This window comes from Brevibacillus sp. HD3.3A (assembly GCF_013284375.2).
Taxonomy (GTDB): domain Bacteria; phylum Bacillota; class Bacilli; order Brevibacillales; family Brevibacillaceae; genus Brevibacillus; species Brevibacillus parabrevis.
This window is the reverse complement of record NZ_CP085874.1, coordinates 5,500,001-5,517,084: the sequence shown is the minus strand read 5'-3', so window position 1 is coordinate 5,517,084 and position 17,084 is coordinate 5,500,001. Positions and strand designations below refer to the sequence as shown.

The following is a 17,084-nucleotide window of genomic DNA, read 5'->3' as shown; positions in this document are numbered from 1 at the left end:
GCGTTACAGAAGAGGCGGCTTTTGTGTGTAACTAGACTAGGCGCTCGCTTCAAATCCGGTGATTTGATTCAGCGCAATTTTTTTGTCATCAGCCAAGACGAACTCTACGATGCCGTTTTTCATGCTGACAGCCTTGATGACGCCATTCAGGCTGTTGTTTGAGCTTGAACCGTCCGTGTTGGTTTGGCTTTCTGTGTAAGTGACGTTGAAACCGATCATTTGCGCATATTGCAACGAGTTGCTCATGGCATTGTTTTCCGGCTTCACGCTCATGCCGACGACCTGATCGAGCTTGACCGTCTGACCGTTGTTCAGCGAGAACTGAGTGATTCCGTCTTTTGTTGTGAACCCGGTGATGACGGCGTTGGCGATTTCGTCGACTTTTGTGATGTCGTCCGTAGTAGCCGGGTTTCCGTCTTTGTCTATTTCTTTGGTCGTTTTGTACGAAACGTCTTTGCCGATCATATTCATGAACTTGAGACTGCTGTCCAGCGCATTCCCCGTCATGCCTTGCGACTCCAGTCCTTTGATGTCTGCAAGCGGAATCGGGTTAGTCTCTCCAGTAATGCGGAAGTATATTTTGCCCTTGTCCATGTAGACGGCTTCCAGCACGCCTTCTTTTGTTTGAGTCGCAGTTTCACCCGTCACTTCGTCTTTGGTCGTGAGGGAGTAGGTTGCGGTGCGACCGGTCAGCGCTTCGTATTTTTCCAGCGTCAGCATGCTGTTGTTGGATTGCTCCATCAAGGTGGACATCTTTTTCATTTGCTCCACCATGGTCATCATGCTCGTTTGCTGAATGAACTGCGAGTTATCCATCGGGGATGTAGGGTCCTGATGCTTCAACTGTTCCAGCAAAAGTTTCATGAACGCATTGTTATCCAGCTCTGCCGAGAACTCTTTTTTGCCCTGGTAGCTCATGTGTGGCTGTATATAAGGATTATTTTTAACGGTGGTTCCGATATCTGACATGTCGATCCTCCCTGAAGGTGGCGAGTCTAACCGTACATACTTGTGCACTACTACTTATTATCGGTATAATCTGTCGAAGGATGAAGACAAACATTTGTTCGAATTTCTGGCTTATCAGAGCTTAAATTGTGTTATAATGGAAATAGAACAGTCTTGCAACGAGGAGATGAACGAGGGAATGGAGCGTTTTGAATTGGTATCGGAGTATCAACCGTCCGGTGACCAGCCGACCGCTATCGCCGAACTGGTGGCAGGCATCCAGGCAGGCAAGCGGCACCAGACACTGCTCGGTGCAACAGGTACGGGAAAGACGTTTACGGCTGCCCAAGTAATTGCCCAGGTGAACAAGCCGACGCTGGTGATGGCGCACAACAAGACACTGGCTGCCCAGCTTTGCGCAGAGTTCAAGGAGTTTTTCCCGAATAACGCGGTGGAATACTTCGTCAGCTACTACGACTACTATCAGCCAGAAGCATACATTCCCCAATCGGATACATTTATTGAAAAAGACTCCAGCATCAACGACGAGATCGACAAGCTGCGTCACTCGGCGACCAGTGCGTTGTTTGAGCGGAGGGACGTCATCATTGTCGCTTCTGTCTCTTGTATTTACGGTTTGGGTTCGCCTGAAGAGTACAAGGAACTGTTGCTGTCGCTGCGAGTGGGGATGGAAAAAGGCCGAGACGAGATTTTGCATCGCCTGGTCGACATTCAGTACACGCGCAATGATATCAACTTCACACGCGGGACCTTCCGGGTTCGTGGAGACGTCGTGGAGATTTTTCCCGCGTCGCAGAGCGAACAGGCTATTCGTGTGGAGTTTTTCGGGGACGAAATTGAGCGGATTACCTCTATCGATGTGTTGACCGGAGAGATTTTGGGACAGCGCGACCACGTAGCCATTTTCCCTGCTTCTCACTATGTCACCCGCGAAGAAAAAATGAAGCTGGCCGTTCAAAGCATCGAAGTGGAGCTGGAAGAGCGATTGGCCGAGCTTAAAGCGGCGGGAAAGCTGCTGGAAGCGCAGCGACTGGAACAGCGCACGCGCTACGATGTCGAAATGATGTTGGAGATGGGCTTTTGCTCCGGGATTGAAAACTACTCGCGACATTTGACAGGGCTGCCAGCAGGGCACGCTCCGTACACTTTGATGGACTACTTTCCGGAGGACTACCTTTTGCTGATCGACGAGTCGCACATGACTTTGCCGCAAGTGCGGGGGATGTACAACGGCGACCAGGCGCGCAAAAACGTCCTGGTTGAGCACGGATTCCGCCTGCCGTCTGCGAAGGACAACCGGCCGCTGCAATTCCAGGAGTTTGAGGAAAAGGTCAACCAGGCTATCTACATTTCTGCAACACCCGGCCCGTACGAGCTGGAGCATTGCCCGGAAGTGGTGCAGCAAGTCATCCGTCCAACAGGGCTGATCGATCCGACGATCTCGGTTCGCCCGATCAAAGGACAGATTGACGATCTCATCGGGGAAATCCAGGCGACGATTGCCAAAAACGAGCGCGTACTGGTCACGACTCTGACGAAAAAAATGTCCGAGGACTTGACGGACTACCTCAAGGAAATCGGGATCAAGGTACGCTATCTGCACTCCGACATCAAGACGATCGAACGGATGCAAATTTTGCGCTCCTTGCGTTTGGGCGAATTTGACGTGCTGATCGGGATCAACCTGCTGCGGGAAGGCTTGGACTTGCCTGAAGTATCGCTTGTGGCGATTTTGGATGCCGATAAAGAAGGTTTTCTGCGCAACGAGCGTTCGCTGATTCAGACGATCGGCCGGGCAGCCCGTAACGCTGAGGGGCGTGTCATCATGTACGCCGACAAAATGACAGATTCGATGAACTCCGCGATTCGCGAGACAGAACGCAGGCGAGCTATTCAGATCGCTTACAACGAGAAGCACGGAATTACGCCGCAAACGGTGAAAAAGGCCGTGCGCGAAGTGATCGAGGCGACCAAGGTGGCAGAGGAAAAAGCAGACTATTTGCCACACGCGGACTTCAAGAAGATGCCGAAGAAGGATCGACTGGCTGTTATCGAGCGTATGGAAGAAGAAATGAAGGAAGCGGCGCGCAACCTGATGTTCGAACGTGCGGCCGAACTGCGTGATTTGATTTTGGAACTGAAGGCGGAACTCTAAGGAGAGGTATTTTCATGCCATTGGAACATATTGTCGTCAAGGGCGCTCGTGCCCACAATCTGAAAAACATTGATGTAGTGATCCCGCGGGACAAATTCGTCGTTTTGACGGGTTTGTCCGGTTCGGGGAAGTCCTCGCTTGCTTTTGACACGATTTATGCAGAGGGACAACGCCGTTATGTCGAGTCCCTGTCTGCTTATGCCCGCCAGTTTCTCGGGCAGATGGACAAGCCGGATGTCGATTCGATCGAAGGGCTGTCTCCTGCGATCTCCATCGATCAGAAGACAACGAGCCGCAACCCGCGCTCTACGGTTGGTACGGTCACGGAGATTTACGACTACTTGCGCTTGTTGTATGCGCGTGTCGGCCGGGCGATTTGTCCCGAACACGGCATCGAGATTCAATCCCAGACGATTGAACAGATGGTCGATCGCCTGATGGAGTATCCGGAGCGCACCAAAATGCAAATTCTCGCTCCGATGGTTCAGGGGCGCAAAGGCGAGCACGTCAAGCTGTTGGAAGATATCCGCAAGCAAGGCTTTGTTCGCGTGCGCGTAAATGGCGAGATTACCGATTTGTCCGAGGACATCAAGCTGGAGAAAAACAAGAAGCACAACATTGAGGTTGTGGTGGACCGCGTTGTCGTGAAGCCGGATGTGCAGTCTCGCCTGGCGGATTCCCTGGAAACGGCCTTGCGTCTGGCAGATGGCAAAGTCATCGTCGACGTGATGGAACAAGAGGAGCTGTTGTTCAGCGAGAAGCACGCTTGCCCGATTTGCGGATTTTCCATTGGCGAGCTGGAGCCGCGGATTTTCTCCTTTAACAGCCCGTTCGGTGCGTGCTCGGAGTGCGACGGGTTGGGAGTAAAGCTGGAAGTAGACCCGGATATGGTTGTTCCAGATGCCACCAAGACGTTGCACGAAGGGGCGATCGGCGCATGGGAGCCGAAGTCGTCGACGTATTACCAGCAGTTGTTGGAATCGGCTTGCCGCCACTTCCATATTCGCATGGATATCCCGTACGAGGAGCTGACTCCTGAGCAGGTGCAGATTTTGATGTACGGCAGCGAAGGAGAGAAAATCCAGTTCCGCTATGAAAATGAGTTCGGGCAAGTGCGGGAAGCAGTCGTGCCCTTCGAGGGCGTCGTGCCCAACCTGCAAAGGCGTCATCTGGAGACCAGCTCCGACTACATTCGCGAGCAAATCGAAGGCTTCATGAGCCAAAAGCCTTGTCCTGTCTGCAAAGGGCATCGTTTGCGCCAGGAGAGCCTCGCTGTGAAGATCGGCGAGCGCAGCATTTCGGAGCTGACGACTTTGTCTATTCTCGATGCCCATCAGTTCGTTGACGGACTGGAGCTGACGGAGCGGGAAGCGAAGATCGCCAATCTGATCGTCAAAGAAATCAAGGCACGGCTTAACTTTTTGATTGATGTCGGACTGGATTATCTCACCTTGAGCCGTGCGGCAGGGACGTTGTCGGGGGGAGAGGCGCAGCGGATCAGGCTGGCTACCCAGATCGGCTCCAGCTTGATGGGCGTCCTCTACATTCTCGATGAGCCGAGCATTGGTCTGCATCAGCGGGACAACGCCCGTCTGATCAAAACGTTGGAGCATATGACCAAGCTGGGGAATACGCTGATCGTCGTCGAGCACGACGAAGATACGATGATGGCTTGCGATTATATTATCGATATCGGTCCGGGAGCAGGCATCCACGGCGGTCAAGTAGTGTCTGCCGGCACGCCGGAAGAAGTGATGAAAGATGAAAACTCGCTGACAGGCGCTTATTTGAGCGGCAGAAAGTTCATTCCTGTTCCGCTGGAGCGCAGAAAGCCATCTGACAAATGGGTGAAGATCGAAGGCGCGAAGGAAAACAACCTGAAAAACGTTACGGCCAAATTTCCACTGGGGCTGTTCGTTGCTGTGACAGGGGTATCAGGCTCCGGGAAAAGTACGCTCATCAATGAGATTTTGCAAAAGGTGCTGTCGCGCGATCTGAACGGCGCCAAAGTAAAACCGGGCGAACACCGCCGAATCGTCGGGCTGGAGCATTTGGACAAAGTAATCGACATCGACCAATCGCCGATTGGCCGGACGCCGCGTTCTAATCCGGCGACGTATACGGGTGTTTTTGATGACATTCGCGATTTGTTTGCCTCGACGAACGAAGCCAAGGTGCGCGGTTACAAAAAGGGCCGTTTCAGCTTCAACGTCAAAGGCGGCCGTTGCGAGGCGTGCAGCGGTGACGGGATTATCAAAATCGAGATGCACTTTTTGCCGGACGTGTACGTGCCTTGCGAAGTGTGCCACGGCAAGCGCTACAATCGGGAGACTCTCGATGTGAAATACAAAGGCAAGAGCATCGCAGACGTCTTGGAGATGACGATTGAGGATGCGGTTGAGTTTTTCCGCAACCTGCCGAAGATCGAGCGCAAGCTGCAAACGATCGTGGATGTAGGTCTTGGCTACATGAAGCTTGGACAGCCTGCGACGACTCTCTCCGGTGGCGAAGCGCAGCGTGTCAAGCTCGCATCCGAGCTGTATCGCCGCAGCACAGGGCGTACGTTGTACATCTTGGACGAACCGACGACAGGGTTGCACACAGACGATATTGATCGTCTGTTGAAGGTGTTGCAGCGTCTGGTGGAAAATGGCGATACGGTACTGGTCATCGAGCACAACCTGGACGTCATCAAGACAGTTGACTACATCGTCGATTTGGGGCCAGAGGGCGGTACGCGCGGCGGTCAGATCGTCGGATCGGGTACTCCGGAAGAAGTGGCGAAGCTGGAAGGCTCGTATACCGGAACATACCTCAAGCCGATTTTGGAAAGAGACAAAGCGAGAACGATTGCCAAGCTGGAACAGCTGGTGTCGAAGTAAACCAAAGACTGCCTCTCTGATTGTTCAGGGGGGCGTCTTTTGCTGTTTAAAAAAGAAAACGAGTGACTGGCAACTGGCACATGGTCGTGCGGTGATGCAAGGGCGAGACGGAGGAGGAGAAGCTATGGATTACGCAAAGCAAGCGATAGCTGCGCTTCCGGCCGATTTGGTTCAGGAGGCCGAGCGCTGTTTTGACGGGCAGGACCCGGCTCATGACTGGCAGCATAATCTGCGCGTCATGGCGATGTGCGAGCGGATTGGCTGCGAGGAAGGGGCGGACATGCAGGTATTGCGGCTGGCAGCGTTGCTGCACGATGTCGGAAGGGCACAAGAGCGCGCAACCGGGGAATGCCATGCCGAGATCAGCGCGAGGGCAGCAGGAACATGGCTGCAAGAGCGGGGAATGGAGCAAGCTGAGATCAAAAGGGTGCAGTCGGCTATATTGGCTCATCGCTTTCGCAAAGACCGTCCTCCAGCATCGTTGGAGGAGAAAATTTTGTTTGATGCAGATAAACTCGATTCAATAGGCGCTATTGGAGTCGCCAGAGTTTTTGCTTATACTGGTGTTATTGGAGGTCCTATCCAATCTGACGACGAGGAGCAGCATACTCCGGCAAAAGAATACGAATGGAAGCTGAGACGCATCAAAGACAGGCTGTACACGCAAACAGCCCGGCAAATTGCCGAGGAGCGTCACGAGTTCATGGTTCGATTTTTTGAGCGCTGGGACTTGGAAGGAAAAGGGCTCTTGTAGACACTGGTGACGCCAGCCAAAGGAGGAATGAGAATGATCCGTTGGATAATCAAAATGCTGCTGAACGGCGCGGCCTTGCTTCTGATCAGCAAATGGTTTACGTCTATCTATGTTGCCAATTTCACCGTGGCCTTGTGGGCCATTCTGATTTTGGGTGTCGTGAACACGTTGATCCGCCCCGTTTTGACGTTTTTCACCTTGCCGCTGACGATCTTGACGATGGGGCTGTTCTGGTTCGTCATCAACGCCCTGACGTTTGCTTTGACAGCCTACTTCATCGACGGTTTCGAGGTAGGACCGTGGCCAGACAACATCGGCATCGTGATGGTAGCCGCTGCGCTGATGAGTATTTTCGGCTGGCTGATTGAAATGGTCGTCGGCATGAAAAAAGAGAAAAGGTAGCAAGCATCAAAAAACCCGCGTGCTCGTTGAGGAGTGCGCGGGTTTGTTAGTGATAGGGGATCATGCTTGAACTTTTGATTTTTCTTCTTCTCTCATGTGTGGCGGAAGAGGTTCATGGAATATGGCAGCTTTTAAAGCGCCTGAGGAATTCAAATTAGACAGACCGCCAAAGAACTTGCAAACAGTCGAAAGCACTTTCTTCATGAGTATCATCCTCTCGAAAAAGTTTTTTCCAGAACAGATACGAGCCGAAACGAAGCAGGCGTAAGAAATAAAGATTGATAGAAAACTGCTAGGATGTAAGTCATAGAGTGCTTATAGGAATATTCTACCAACAATAGTGAAAGAATGCAACCGACTGTGATTAGTAATATTGCGATCTTCCGGTGTCTTTTTTGAATTGCAGGATTGTCAGGCATGTACGTATGTTTTGCTGGACCGTATAAGTAATTGATCAGAGCGCCTGCCCCTGCAGTAATAAGTGTCAGGAGTGACAAGGCAGGGGGAGAAGGCATGGGAACATATTTGATAATGGCGCCACCGACTAACAGGAGTAGGAGTGTTGCTCCCAGGCATGACCACGGGTTTTTCAAATGAACGCCGCCCGTCAACGTTCGGAGTATAAAGAGACTGCATAGAAGAGGAACAACTTCCACAAGTAATCCTAATGCAGCAGATACGAGCAGAATGATGAAAAGATTAAGAGCATTAAGCAAGAAAAGTTCGATTCCGTGTGCGAGTTGTCCCACAGTATACGGCGTATCGTCTGTCTTGATGCGTTGGGCAATTTTCCCTGACATTTTCCCTGTCCAGGTCATATTGGGGGCCTCCCTGCTATCGATTTACAAACGAAATGCGAAAACTGGTGATGCCATCAGCAGATTTAACCTGAATTTTGCCATTGTGTCGTTCTATTACGTTTTTGACAATCGCGAGTCCAAGTCCGCCTTCTCCATTCTTTTTGGTGGTATAGCCCATTTGGAAGATTCCATTCAGCTTGTTCTCGGGAATTGTTGGGCCACTGTTTTCGATATAGAGGTAATGCTCGCTGTCTGTTTGGCCCCATTCCAAGCGTATGTAACGATTTTCCTCCAGTTCAAAGGAGGTTGCGCGAATGGCGTTGTCGAGTAAGTTGCCTAACATTTTGATCAGATCATATGTCTTATATTGTGAGAACTGGCTGATTTCTTTTATTTCCATCGTGAGCGAGATCCGCTCAGCCAGGCAGACTACCATTTTGGATTGCAACAAAGAGGCGATTGCAGGATTTTTGATTTGCTCCAATATTTGCGAGCTTGAATCCGCAGATTTTTCGATCAAAACGGTTTCCTTCAGCAGTTGTTCCACGTATTCTTTCGCATGACTATGCAATTCTTTTTTCAAAAGGCCGTTGATGGCAGTGTAATGGTTCAAGGAGTCATGCTTGATAGAGCGAACAGCCGTATATAAATCTTGAATGCTGCTCAAATAAGGTGTGCCTGTTTCTTCTTCTACCCGATTGATAGTCAGGTTTAAATAAATACGGAACAAAATTACAATGGCAATAAATAGCCCCAAAATGGCCAGTTGAAAAAACAATTGAAACTGTGGAGTATAAAGAGCGAATATGGATGAATTGTTTCCTCGTAGAAAAAACGATGTGTTCATGAACAAGATAAGGAAAAATTCAATACTGCCCAATAAGATCAGCAGGAACAGATATCGATTTAACCGATTCAAATTGTTGTACTGGAACATCTGGCGAATATCGAACTTATTTGCTCGTAACAGTATGCAAACGGCCAGAAAGACGCCGAGGTACAAAATACGTGCTACGACAGCCAGAGTGGTAGAGGACATGATCTCCTCTAAAAATAATTGCTGACTGTTAAAAATGGCAATGATAATTGACTCGGTTAGAAGCATAATACCGATTGCAACTGTTCCCATAAAAACCGCTTTGAGAAGATTGAAGTGGTAGAAAAGAACAAGGAGAACAACTGTACATACAAACATCAGCATCACTTTCGGCTGATACAATACCTCCAACACAGTGAGCAGTTCACCAGTCACGGCAAACAACAGGCTAAAGAGAATAGCTTGTTTTTTCTTCTCAAACACCGACAGGTTGAAAAAAGCTAAACTAATCGTCAGTAGCAAGAAGGCTTCGGGTAGGTCTACGAGTAAGAAACGGAGTAAAAAGTCCAAGTTGTTGCCTCCTCTTTTTGTCCGACATTCGGAAAAACAGTCTATATATGAACTGTAACTCGGATTTTGCCTGATACCAACCTCATTTTCTATCTTATGAAATAACAAGAAAAATGTAAATGATACGACAAATTGATCCGATAGACACGAGGACTTGCCTGGCAAAGGTTGTCGGAGGCAAGACGGTTTCGATACAATAGAAGAACTACCGGGGACGGTTATCCCAGACAAGGGGGAAGCTTTGATGCGAAGGACAAATGTAAGCCACATTGTGGATCATTTCAATATGACGATTTTGAGTGGCGAGGAAGGGCTGGGACGCGAGATTACAGTGACGGATTTGAGCCGTCCCGGATTGCAGTTGGCTGGCTACTACTCCTATTACGCGGAAGAGCGGATTCAGCTGTTTGGCTTGACGGAAATCAACTTTTTCCAAACGTTGAACCGAGATGAACGACTGGAGCGGATGAACTTTTTGATGCAAGGGCAGACGCCATGTTTTTGCGTCACCCGCAACCAGCCTGTACCTGAGGAAATGATCGAGGCGTCGAACAACTGGGGCGTGCCTGTACTTCAATCCCCTCTGGCTACGACTACGCTTGTCGGCAAAATGACCAACTTTCTGGAGAATCGCCTCGCGCCTACTACCACGATTCACGGGGTGCTCACAGACATTTACGGCGTCGGGGTTCTGATTATGGGATCGAGCGGAATCGGGAAAAGCGAAGCGGCTCTGGAGCTGGTCAAGCGCGGGCATCGCCTGGTTGCAGACGACGCTGTCGAGATTCGCCAGACGCAAGGTGGTCAGCTTAGCGGCAGCGCCCCCGAACTGATTCAGCATCTGCTTGAAATTCGCGGGGTGGGGATCATCAACGTGATGACCATGTTCGGAGCAGGTGCGGTCCGCAATGTGAAAAATATTGAAATGGTGGTTCAACTGGAGCTGTGGGAGCCACACAAAATGTACGAACGTCTGGGGCTGGACGAAGAAACGTTGAAGATCATGGACACGGAAATTCCGATCATTACCGTTCCAGTGCGCCCAGGACGAAATCTGGCTGTCATTATCGAAGTGGCGGCGATGAACTTCCGCTTGAAGCGGATGGGCTACAATGCGGCGATGCACTTCTCGCGCAAGCAGTCCAACGCGATTTTGGAAGATGCCGATTCGGACTTGTAGGACGAGGAGCAGCGCATGAGAAAGACAACACGTTATCCGGTCCAGGGAGCGAACCCTCTCTGGCAAATGTATCGCACGGTCAGCTTTTGGAAAGTCATGAAAAACTTCATTGTCATCCAGCTTGCCCGCTATACGCCTTTTCCGGCCTGGAAAAACTGGATGTACCGTACTTTTTTGCGCATGGAGGTCGGGCATGAGACTGCCGTGGCGTTGATGGTCATGATGGATACGATGTTTCCGGAGTTGATCAAAATCGGCAAGAACAGTGTGATTGGCTACAATACGACCATCCTCGCTCATGAGTATCTGGTCGAGGAATACCGCTTGGGCGAAGTAATCATCGGCGACAGAGTGTTGATTGGAGCCAATACGACTATCTTGCCAGGCGTGACGATTGGGGACGGAGCGATCGTAGCAGCAGGAACCGTGGTACATAAAGACGTAGCGCCGGGGGCTTTTGTCGGCGGCAATCCGATGCAAGTGATCCGCGCCGGAGGGCTTGCGGACCATTAGGGAGTAGGGCTGTTCGTCAGCGAGTAGAAGAATTAGGTAGAAAAGGGAGTCCGTTGATTGGCGGGCTTCTTTTCTATATTTTATGTAGCGCAAGATCATGGTAAAGAATTTTTCGACTATTCTTATCTCTGTTGACCTTAAACGGAGCTTCGTGGTAATCTTCTTCATAACACTTTAGTTTGTTACCATATTAGCAGAGTAAAGCGAATGGGTGGAGGGAATGACGATGGCGAAGCCGTTGGGATTTGAAAAACCGCTGGGGATGCGGGACATATTACCGGAATCACTGGCGAAACAACGGCATTTGGAGCGGTCGTTGCGACATTGTATCGAGCGTTGGGGATACGAGGAAATCTCCACGCCTTCTCTGGAGTATTACGATACGGTCGGGACGGCGAGCGCAACATTGACGGACCGAATGTTCCGGCTTTTGGATAAACAGGGGCATACCGTTGTGCTTCGGCCGGATATGACTACGCCAATCGCTCGCGTTGTTTCTTCTTTATATAAGGATGTGCCGCTGCCGATCCGGCTGTTTTACCAGGCCAATGTATTTCGGGCGCAGGAAAAGGAAGCTGGCCGGAATGCGGAGTTTTTTCAAACGGGAATTGAGCTGATCGGGGATGGCTCAGTTGATGCGGATGCCGAGGCCATCGCGCTTGCTGTATTTTGTCTGCGTGCGGCAGGGGTAGAGACGTTCCGCATTGCCATCGGACACGTTGATTTTGTTGACGGGCTTTTGGAGGATGTGATTGCCGATGAGGACACGCGCCAGCAATTCCGCCAGTTTTTGTACGAACGCGATTTTGTTGGTTTTCGCCAATTGCTGGAGACGATCGGGATCGATTTCGAAGCGAAGAAACGGCTGGATGCCTTGCTTCGTTTGCGCGGCGGAAAAGGCAAGATTGCCGAGGCGAGAGCCTTAGCAGGGGATGGAAAAGCGGGGCAAGCGGTAGAAACGATTGCTTCGCTGTGGGACTCACTGGAAGCTTACGGCGTCACCGAAGATTTGCTGTTGGACTTCAATTTGATTATCAATCTGAATTACTACACGGGTGTCGTGTTTGAAGGATACGCAGCCGATCTCGGCTCTCCGCTGTTGGGTGGCGGCCGTTATGATCAGCTTTTGGCGCAATTCGGACGTTCCGCTCCTGCCACCGGGTTTGCGATTAAAATGGATCGGCTTTTGACCGTTACTCCCTCTGTAAAAGGGGAAACTACCGAACGAATTTTGCTGCTGTATACGGAAAAACGGCGTCAGGAAGCGCTGGCAAAGGCACAGCAGCTGAGGGCGGAGGGAGTCGTGGTTATCACGAGACTCGTTGGCGGCAGGGCAGAGATCGCGGCAGAAAATGGTCAAGGATACAGCAGGGTGATTTGCATGACGGAACAGGAGGATTAGCAGATGGCGTTTTTCGCAAATGAGCAAAAGCTGACGATTGCCATGCCCAAGGGGCGGATTTTTGAAGAGGCTGTGCACTTTTTGCAGCAAGCTGGCCTGGAAGTAACGGCTGAGTTGCAGGACTCGCGCAAGCTGGTCATTCCGGTGGAAAATGCCAGTCTTGAGTTCATCCTGGCAAAGCCTGCCGATGTCCCGACATATGTGGAGTACGGAGTTGCTGATGTGGGTGTAGTCGGCAAGGATGTTTTGCTCGAAGAAGAACGGGATGTGTACGAGCTGCTGGATTTGCAGATTGGCTACTGCCGCATGATGGTGGCAGGATTGCCCGATTGGAAGCCGACCGACTCGCCGCGAGTAGCGACGAAATACCCGAAGATTGCTTCCCGTTATTTTCGCGAGCAAGGGCAGCAGGTCGAAGTTATCAAGCTGAATGGCTCGGTTGAGCTGGCTCCGATGATCGGACTGGCTGACCGCATCGTGGATATTGTCTCTACGGGGCGGACGCTCAAGGAAAATGGCTTGGTGGAGCTGGAGCATATTTGCGAGATTACGACTCGGCTGATTGCCAATCGAGCGAGCTATCGGATGAAAAGCGAAGCGGTCGATGACATCGCCGGAAAATTTCTTGAGGTCATTCCAGGCAGAAAATAGAGACGGGGAGAGGAGAGCGACCATGCGGATTATGGCAGCCAGCGAGTTTGACGGGAAGCGGTCAGTGGAGTCGGGTACGAGAGAACAGCAAGAAGCTGTCAGAGCCATTTTGACGGATGTTCGGGAGCGCAAAGATGAAGCATTGCGGGAGTATACAGAGAGGTTTGACCGCGTGCGACTGGAGCAGTTTCGGGTGACGGAGGCGGAATTTGCCGAGGCGAACGGGCAAGTATCTGCACAGGTCAAAGCTGCACTGGAGGAAGCGGCAGAGAACATCCGCGATTATCATAGTCGTCAGGTGCGCCAGTCGTGGTTTGTGACAAAAGAAAGCGGCACGATGCTGGGGCAGCTGGTTCGTCCTTTGCAGCGGGCGGGACTGTATGTGCCAGGGGGCACGGCAGCCTATCCTTCTAGTGTGTTGATGAATGCGATTCCGGCAAAAATTGCGGGCGTTCCAGAAGTAGTGATTACAACGCCTCCCGGAGCGGACGGCAAAGTAAACCCGGCGATTCTCGTCGCAGCGCAAATTGCGGGGGTAACGGAGATATACAAAGTGGGCGGAGCGCAAGCCATTGCGGCACTCACCTATGGAACGGAGCAAATCAGGGCGGTAGACAAGATCGTCGGACCGGGAAATATTTTTGTCGCTCTGGCAAAGCGGGAAGTGTTTGGGCTGGTCAGTATCGACATGGTGGCAGGACCGAGCGAGATTGCCGTATTGGCTGACGAAACGGCCAATCCGCGTTATGTAGCTGCGGATTTGCTGTCGCAGGCTGAGCACGATCCGATGTCTGCTGCCATCCTGGTCACTGCGTCGCAGGAGTTGGCCGAGCAGGTAGCTGTTGAGGTAGAACGGCAGTTGGCGGATTTGCCCCGCCATGCGATCGCCGCGGCAGCCATTCGCGACTACGGAGCCATTTTGCTTGTCAAGGATTTGGACGAAGGGTTTGCGGTCATCAACCAGATCGCTCCCGAACATTTGGAGATCATGATTGCCGAGCCATTCGCACAGCTTGGGAAGGTACAAAATGCCGGGGCTATTTTTCTCGGCCCGTACAGCTCGGAGCCTGTCGGGGATTATTTTGCCGGAACGAATCACGTCATTCCGACCAATGGCACTGCGCGTTTTTCCTCTCCTCTGTCAGTGGATGACTTTATTAAAAAGTCCAGTGTCATTTCCTACAGCAAGCATGATTTGCGAAAAAACGGACAAAAGATCGTTACCCTGGCTGAACAGGAAGGGTTGGCAGGACATGGGCGCGCCATAGCGGAAAGGCTGCGCGACTTTGAACGCGAAGAGCAGGAGTGTGGCAAACGATGAGTGAACGTACGCTGCGTACAGCAGAAATAGAGCGCAACACAAATGAGACGCAAATCGCCCTTTCCTTTGGGGTGGATGGTTCCGGGGAAAGCAGTCAGGCTTCAGGCGTACCCTTTTTGGATCACATGCTTGACTTGTTCACGCGTCACGGGCATTTCGATCTGGCGGTAAAAGCAAAAGGGGATATCGAGATCGACTATCACCACACGGTGGAGGATATCGGCATTTGTCTCGGACATTGTATCCGCGAGGCGTTGGGGGACAAAAAAGGAATCAAACGGTACGGCAACGCTTTTGTTCCGATGGATGACGCGCTGGCCCAAGTGGTGATCGACATTAGCAATCGGCCGCATCTGGAGTATCGGGCTGCCTATCCGACGAACATGGTTGGGCAATTTCCGACTGAGCTTGTGCACGAGTTTTTATGGAAGCTGGCGCTTGAAGCGCGGATCAACTTGCACGTGATTTTGCATTACGGCCACAATACGCACCATATGATCGAAGCCATTTTCAAAGCGCTCGGCCGCGCTCTGGACGAAGCGACGACGATTGATCCGCGTGTCAAAGGGGTCCCGTCTACCAAAGGGGTTTTGTAGCATGATTGGCATCATCGACTATGGCATGGGCAACTTGTACAGCTTGAGCAAGGCTCTGGAGCGGCTCGGTTATTCGTACGAATTTGTGTCCGCCCCTGAGCGGTTGCAGGAGTATAGCGGGTTGATTTTGCCCGGAGTAGGGGCTTTTGGCGACGCTATTGCGAACATCAGAGAGCTGGGGCTGGATCAAGCCATCCGTTCGTACGCGGCTACAAACAGGCCGATTTTGGGCATCTGTCTGGGGATGCAGCTCTTGTTCGACAAAAGCGAGGAGCATGGGGAAAATACCGGGCTTGGCTTGATTGGCGGAGAAGCAGTCCGCTTCCAAGGGGATTACAAGGTGCCGCACATGGGCTGGAATCAGTTGCGTCTGCACCGCGAGCATCCGCTTTTGGCGGGAGTTGCAGAAGGCGATTATGTCTACTTTGTCCACTCTTATCATGTGAAGTGCAAACCAGAGGTGCTGCTTTCGACGAGCGACTACTATCAGGATGTGACAGCGATTGTGGCGCAGGGCGAAGTGTACGGGATGCAGTTCCACCCGGAAAAAAGCGGCGAGACCGGAATGCGGCTGCTGCGCAATTTTGCCGTTCAATGCGAGGGGGTTTTGGCGTGAGTTTTATCATTTATCCAGCTATTGATATTCGCGGTGGAAAATGCGTGCGGTTGTTTCAAGGAGATTATGCAAAGGAAACGGTGTACGCCGATTCTCCGCTTGCCATGGCAAAGCGTTGGGTGGAACAGGGAGCATCCTGGGTACATCTCGTTGATCTGGACGGCGCCAAGGAAGGGAAGCCGGTCAACGCTGCGATCATCAAGGAAATTGCCCGCACGATTTCCGTACCTGTGCAAGTCGGCGGCGGCATCCGCACGGAAGAGCAGATCAAGGACTATCTTGAAGCAGGTGTGGCGAGGGTGATCGTCGGTACGGCGGCGATTGAAGACGAGCCTTTTACCAAGCGGATTTTGCAAGCTTATGGCGACCAAATCGCCATCGGGCTGGACTGCCGCAACGGCATGGTGGCGACGCGGGGGTGGCTGGAGACGACTGACGTGTCAGCGACTGAGCTGGCCAAGCGGCTCGTCACGTATGGTGCGGAAACGTTCATTTATACAGATATCGCCCGTGACGGTACGATGACAGGGCCGAATGTCGCGGAAATTGCTGCACTTGCGCAAGCGACAGGCAAGTCGGTTATCGCATCGGGAGGAGTAAGCCAGCTTGACGATCTTCTGGTGTTGGCCCAGCACGCAGCCGACGGCGTTTCCGGGGCGATTGTCGGAAAAGCGCTCTACACGGACGCTTTTACATTGGAAGAAGCGCTTGGTCGGATGGAGGGACGTGAAAGCAATGTTGGCTAAACGAATCATCCCTTGCCTCGACGTAAAAGACGGTCGTGTCGTAAAAGGAGTTCAGTTTGTAGGATTGCGCGACGCCGGAGATCCGGTCGAGCTGGCGAAAAAATACAGCGAGGAGCGGGCGGACGAGCTTGTTTTTCTCGATATTTCCGCTTCCCACGAAGGGCGCAAGACAATGGTGGACGTCATCGAGCGGACGGCAGCGAATATTACGATTCCTTTTACCGTTGGCGGCGGGATCAACAGCGTGGAGGACATGAAGCGGATTTTGCGGGCGGGTGCGGATAAAATCTCGTTGAATACGGCTGCGGTGCTTCGACCGGAGCTGGTTCGCGAAGGGGCGAGTGTGTTCGGCTCCCAGTGCATCGTGGTTGCGATCGACGCCAGAGCAGTGGGAGAAGGGCGTTGGGACGTGTATACGCACGGCGGGCGCAATTCTGCGGGAAAAGATGTCATCAGCTGGGCGCAGGAAGCAGAAGCGTTGGGAGCTGGCGAAATTCTTTTGACCAGTATGGATGATGATGGCGAGAAGAAGGGCTTTGGAATTGAATTGACCAAGCAAGTCTCGGAAGCGGTAAACATTCCGGTGATTGCCTCTGGGGGAGCGGGGTCGAAGGAACATTTTTACGATGTGCTGACAGCGGGGAAGGCCGATGCTGCTTTGGCAGCTTCGATTTTCCACTATGATGAGACATCGATCCAATCGGTGAAAG

At 51.9% G+C, this 17,084-nt stretch carries 17 protein-coding genes (1 of these 17 cut by a window edge); 13 read left to right on the top strand and 4 right to left on the bottom strand.

Features of this window, described 5'->3' with window-relative positions; genetic code table 11:
- Positions 1–36: 36 nt before the first annotated feature.
- Entirely contained in the window at positions 37–969 is a 933-nt protein-coding gene (locus HP435_RS25825; RefSeq protein ID WP_122966106.1) for a flagellar hook assembly protein FlgD, read from the bottom strand.
- Positions 970–1,147: 178 nt separating this feature from the next.
- Between HP435_RS25825 and uvrB the strand changes: the two genes are divergently transcribed.
- From uvrB to HP435_RS25805, 4 genes are all read left to right on the top strand, one after another.
- A complete protein-coding gene (uvrB, locus tag HP435_RS25820; RefSeq protein ID WP_122966107.1) occupies positions 1,148–3,124 on the top strand; it encodes an excinuclease ABC subunit UvrB in 1,977 nt (658 codons plus the stop codon).
- Positions 3,125–3,138: 14 nt separating this feature from the next.
- Positions 3,139–6,006, top strand: a complete 2,868-nt coding sequence (gene uvrA / locus HP435_RS25815; RefSeq protein WP_063229303.1) for an excinuclease ABC subunit UvrA — start codon at positions 3,139–3,141, stop codon at positions 6,004–6,006.
- A gap of 124 nt (positions 6,007–6,130) precedes the next feature.
- Positions 6,131–6,760 carry an HD domain-containing protein gene (locus HP435_RS25810; RefSeq protein WP_122966108.1) on the top strand — a complete coding sequence of 210 codons (630 nt, stop codon included), beginning with the start codon at positions 6,131–6,133 and terminating at the stop codon, positions 6,758–6,760.
- Between the two features lie 33 nt (positions 6,761–6,793).
- Complete coding sequence (locus tag HP435_RS25805; RefSeq protein WP_063229305.1) at positions 6,794–7,162, top strand: phage holin family protein; 369 nt, start codon at positions 6,794–6,796, stop codon at positions 7,160–7,162.
- 60 nt (positions 7,163–7,222) lie between these two features.
- Here HP435_RS25805 and HP435_RS25800 read toward each other — a convergent pair whose 3' ends face one another.
- Genes HP435_RS25800 through HP435_RS25790 form a run of 3 tightly spaced genes read right to left on the bottom strand, consistent with a single transcriptional unit; the run spans position 7,223 to position 9,349 of the window.
- A complete protein-coding gene (locus tag HP435_RS25800; protein WP_173596439.1) occupies positions 7,223–7,366 on the bottom strand; it encodes a hypothetical protein in 144 nt (47 codons plus the stop codon).
- A 5-nt stretch (positions 7,367–7,371) separates the two neighbouring features.
- On the bottom strand, positions 7,372–7,980 hold the full coding sequence (locus HP435_RS25795; RefSeq protein ID WP_173596440.1) for an accessory gene regulator ArgB-like protein: 609 nt from the start codon (positions 7,978–7,980) through the stop codon (positions 7,372–7,374).
- 16 nt (positions 7,981–7,996) lie between these two features.
- Positions 7,997–9,349 carry a sensor histidine kinase gene (locus HP435_RS25790; protein WP_173596441.1) on the bottom strand — a complete coding sequence of 451 codons (1,353 nt, stop codon included), beginning with the start codon at positions 9,347–9,349 and terminating at the stop codon, positions 7,997–7,999.
- Between the two features lie 244 nt (positions 9,350–9,593).
- On the opposite strand from HP435_RS25790, the gene hprK reads away from it, so the two are divergent.
- The 9 genes from hprK to hisF all read left to right on the top strand — a co-directional run.
- A complete protein-coding gene (hprK, locus tag HP435_RS25785) occupies positions 9,594–10,529 on the top strand; it encodes an HPr(Ser) kinase/phosphatase (protein ID WP_063229308.1) in 936 nt (311 codons plus the stop codon).
- Positions 10,530–10,544: 15 nt separating this feature from the next.
- Positions 10,545–11,042, top strand: a complete 498-nt coding sequence (locus tag HP435_RS25780; protein ID WP_122966111.1) for an acyltransferase — start codon at positions 10,545–10,547, stop codon at positions 11,040–11,042.
- A gap of 226 nt (positions 11,043–11,268) precedes the next feature.
- Positions 11,269–12,444 carry an ATP phosphoribosyltransferase regulatory subunit gene (locus HP435_RS25775; RefSeq protein WP_122966112.1) on the top strand — a complete coding sequence of 392 codons (1,176 nt, stop codon included), beginning with the start codon at positions 11,269–11,271 and terminating at the stop codon, positions 12,442–12,444.
- Positions 12,445–12,447: 3 nt separating this feature from the next.
- Entirely contained in the window at positions 12,448–13,095 is a 648-nt protein-coding gene (gene hisG / locus HP435_RS25770) for an ATP phosphoribosyltransferase (RefSeq protein WP_063229311.1), read from the top strand.
- A gap of 22 nt (positions 13,096–13,117) precedes the next feature.
- Positions 13,118–14,416: a histidinol dehydrogenase gene (gene hisD, locus HP435_RS25765; RefSeq protein WP_122966113.1), complete on the top strand. Its 1,299-nt coding sequence runs from the start codon at positions 13,118–13,120 to the stop codon at positions 14,414–14,416.
- On the top strand, positions 14,413–15,012 hold the full coding sequence (gene hisB, locus HP435_RS25760) for an imidazoleglycerol-phosphate dehydratase HisB (RefSeq protein WP_122966114.1): 600 nt from the start codon (positions 14,413–14,415) through the stop codon (positions 15,010–15,012). Before hisD ends, hisB begins: the two co-directional genes overlap by 4 nt.
- A gap of 1 nt (position 15,013) precedes the next feature.
- Positions 15,014–15,628 (top strand): imidazole glycerol phosphate synthase subunit HisH, encoded by a 615-nt coding sequence (gene hisH, locus HP435_RS25755; protein WP_173599941.1) that lies wholly within the window; start codon positions 15,014–15,016, stop codon positions 15,626–15,628.
- Complete coding sequence (gene hisA / locus HP435_RS25750) at positions 15,625–16,374, top strand: 1-(5-phosphoribosyl)-5-[(5-phosphoribosylamino)methylideneamino]imidazole-4-carboxamide isomerase (RefSeq protein WP_173599942.1); 750 nt, start codon at positions 15,625–15,627, stop codon at positions 16,372–16,374. Before hisH ends, hisA begins: the two co-directional genes overlap by 4 nt.
- Positions 16,364–17,084: the 5' portion of an imidazole glycerol phosphate synthase subunit HisF gene (hisF, locus tag HP435_RS25745; protein WP_173599943.1), read on the top strand. The gene runs 38 nt beyond the window's last position; 721 of the gene's 759 nt are visible here — the first part of the coding sequence; it begins with the start codon at positions 16,364–16,366; its stop codon lies off the right edge, out of view. Before hisA ends, hisF begins: the two co-directional genes overlap by 11 nt.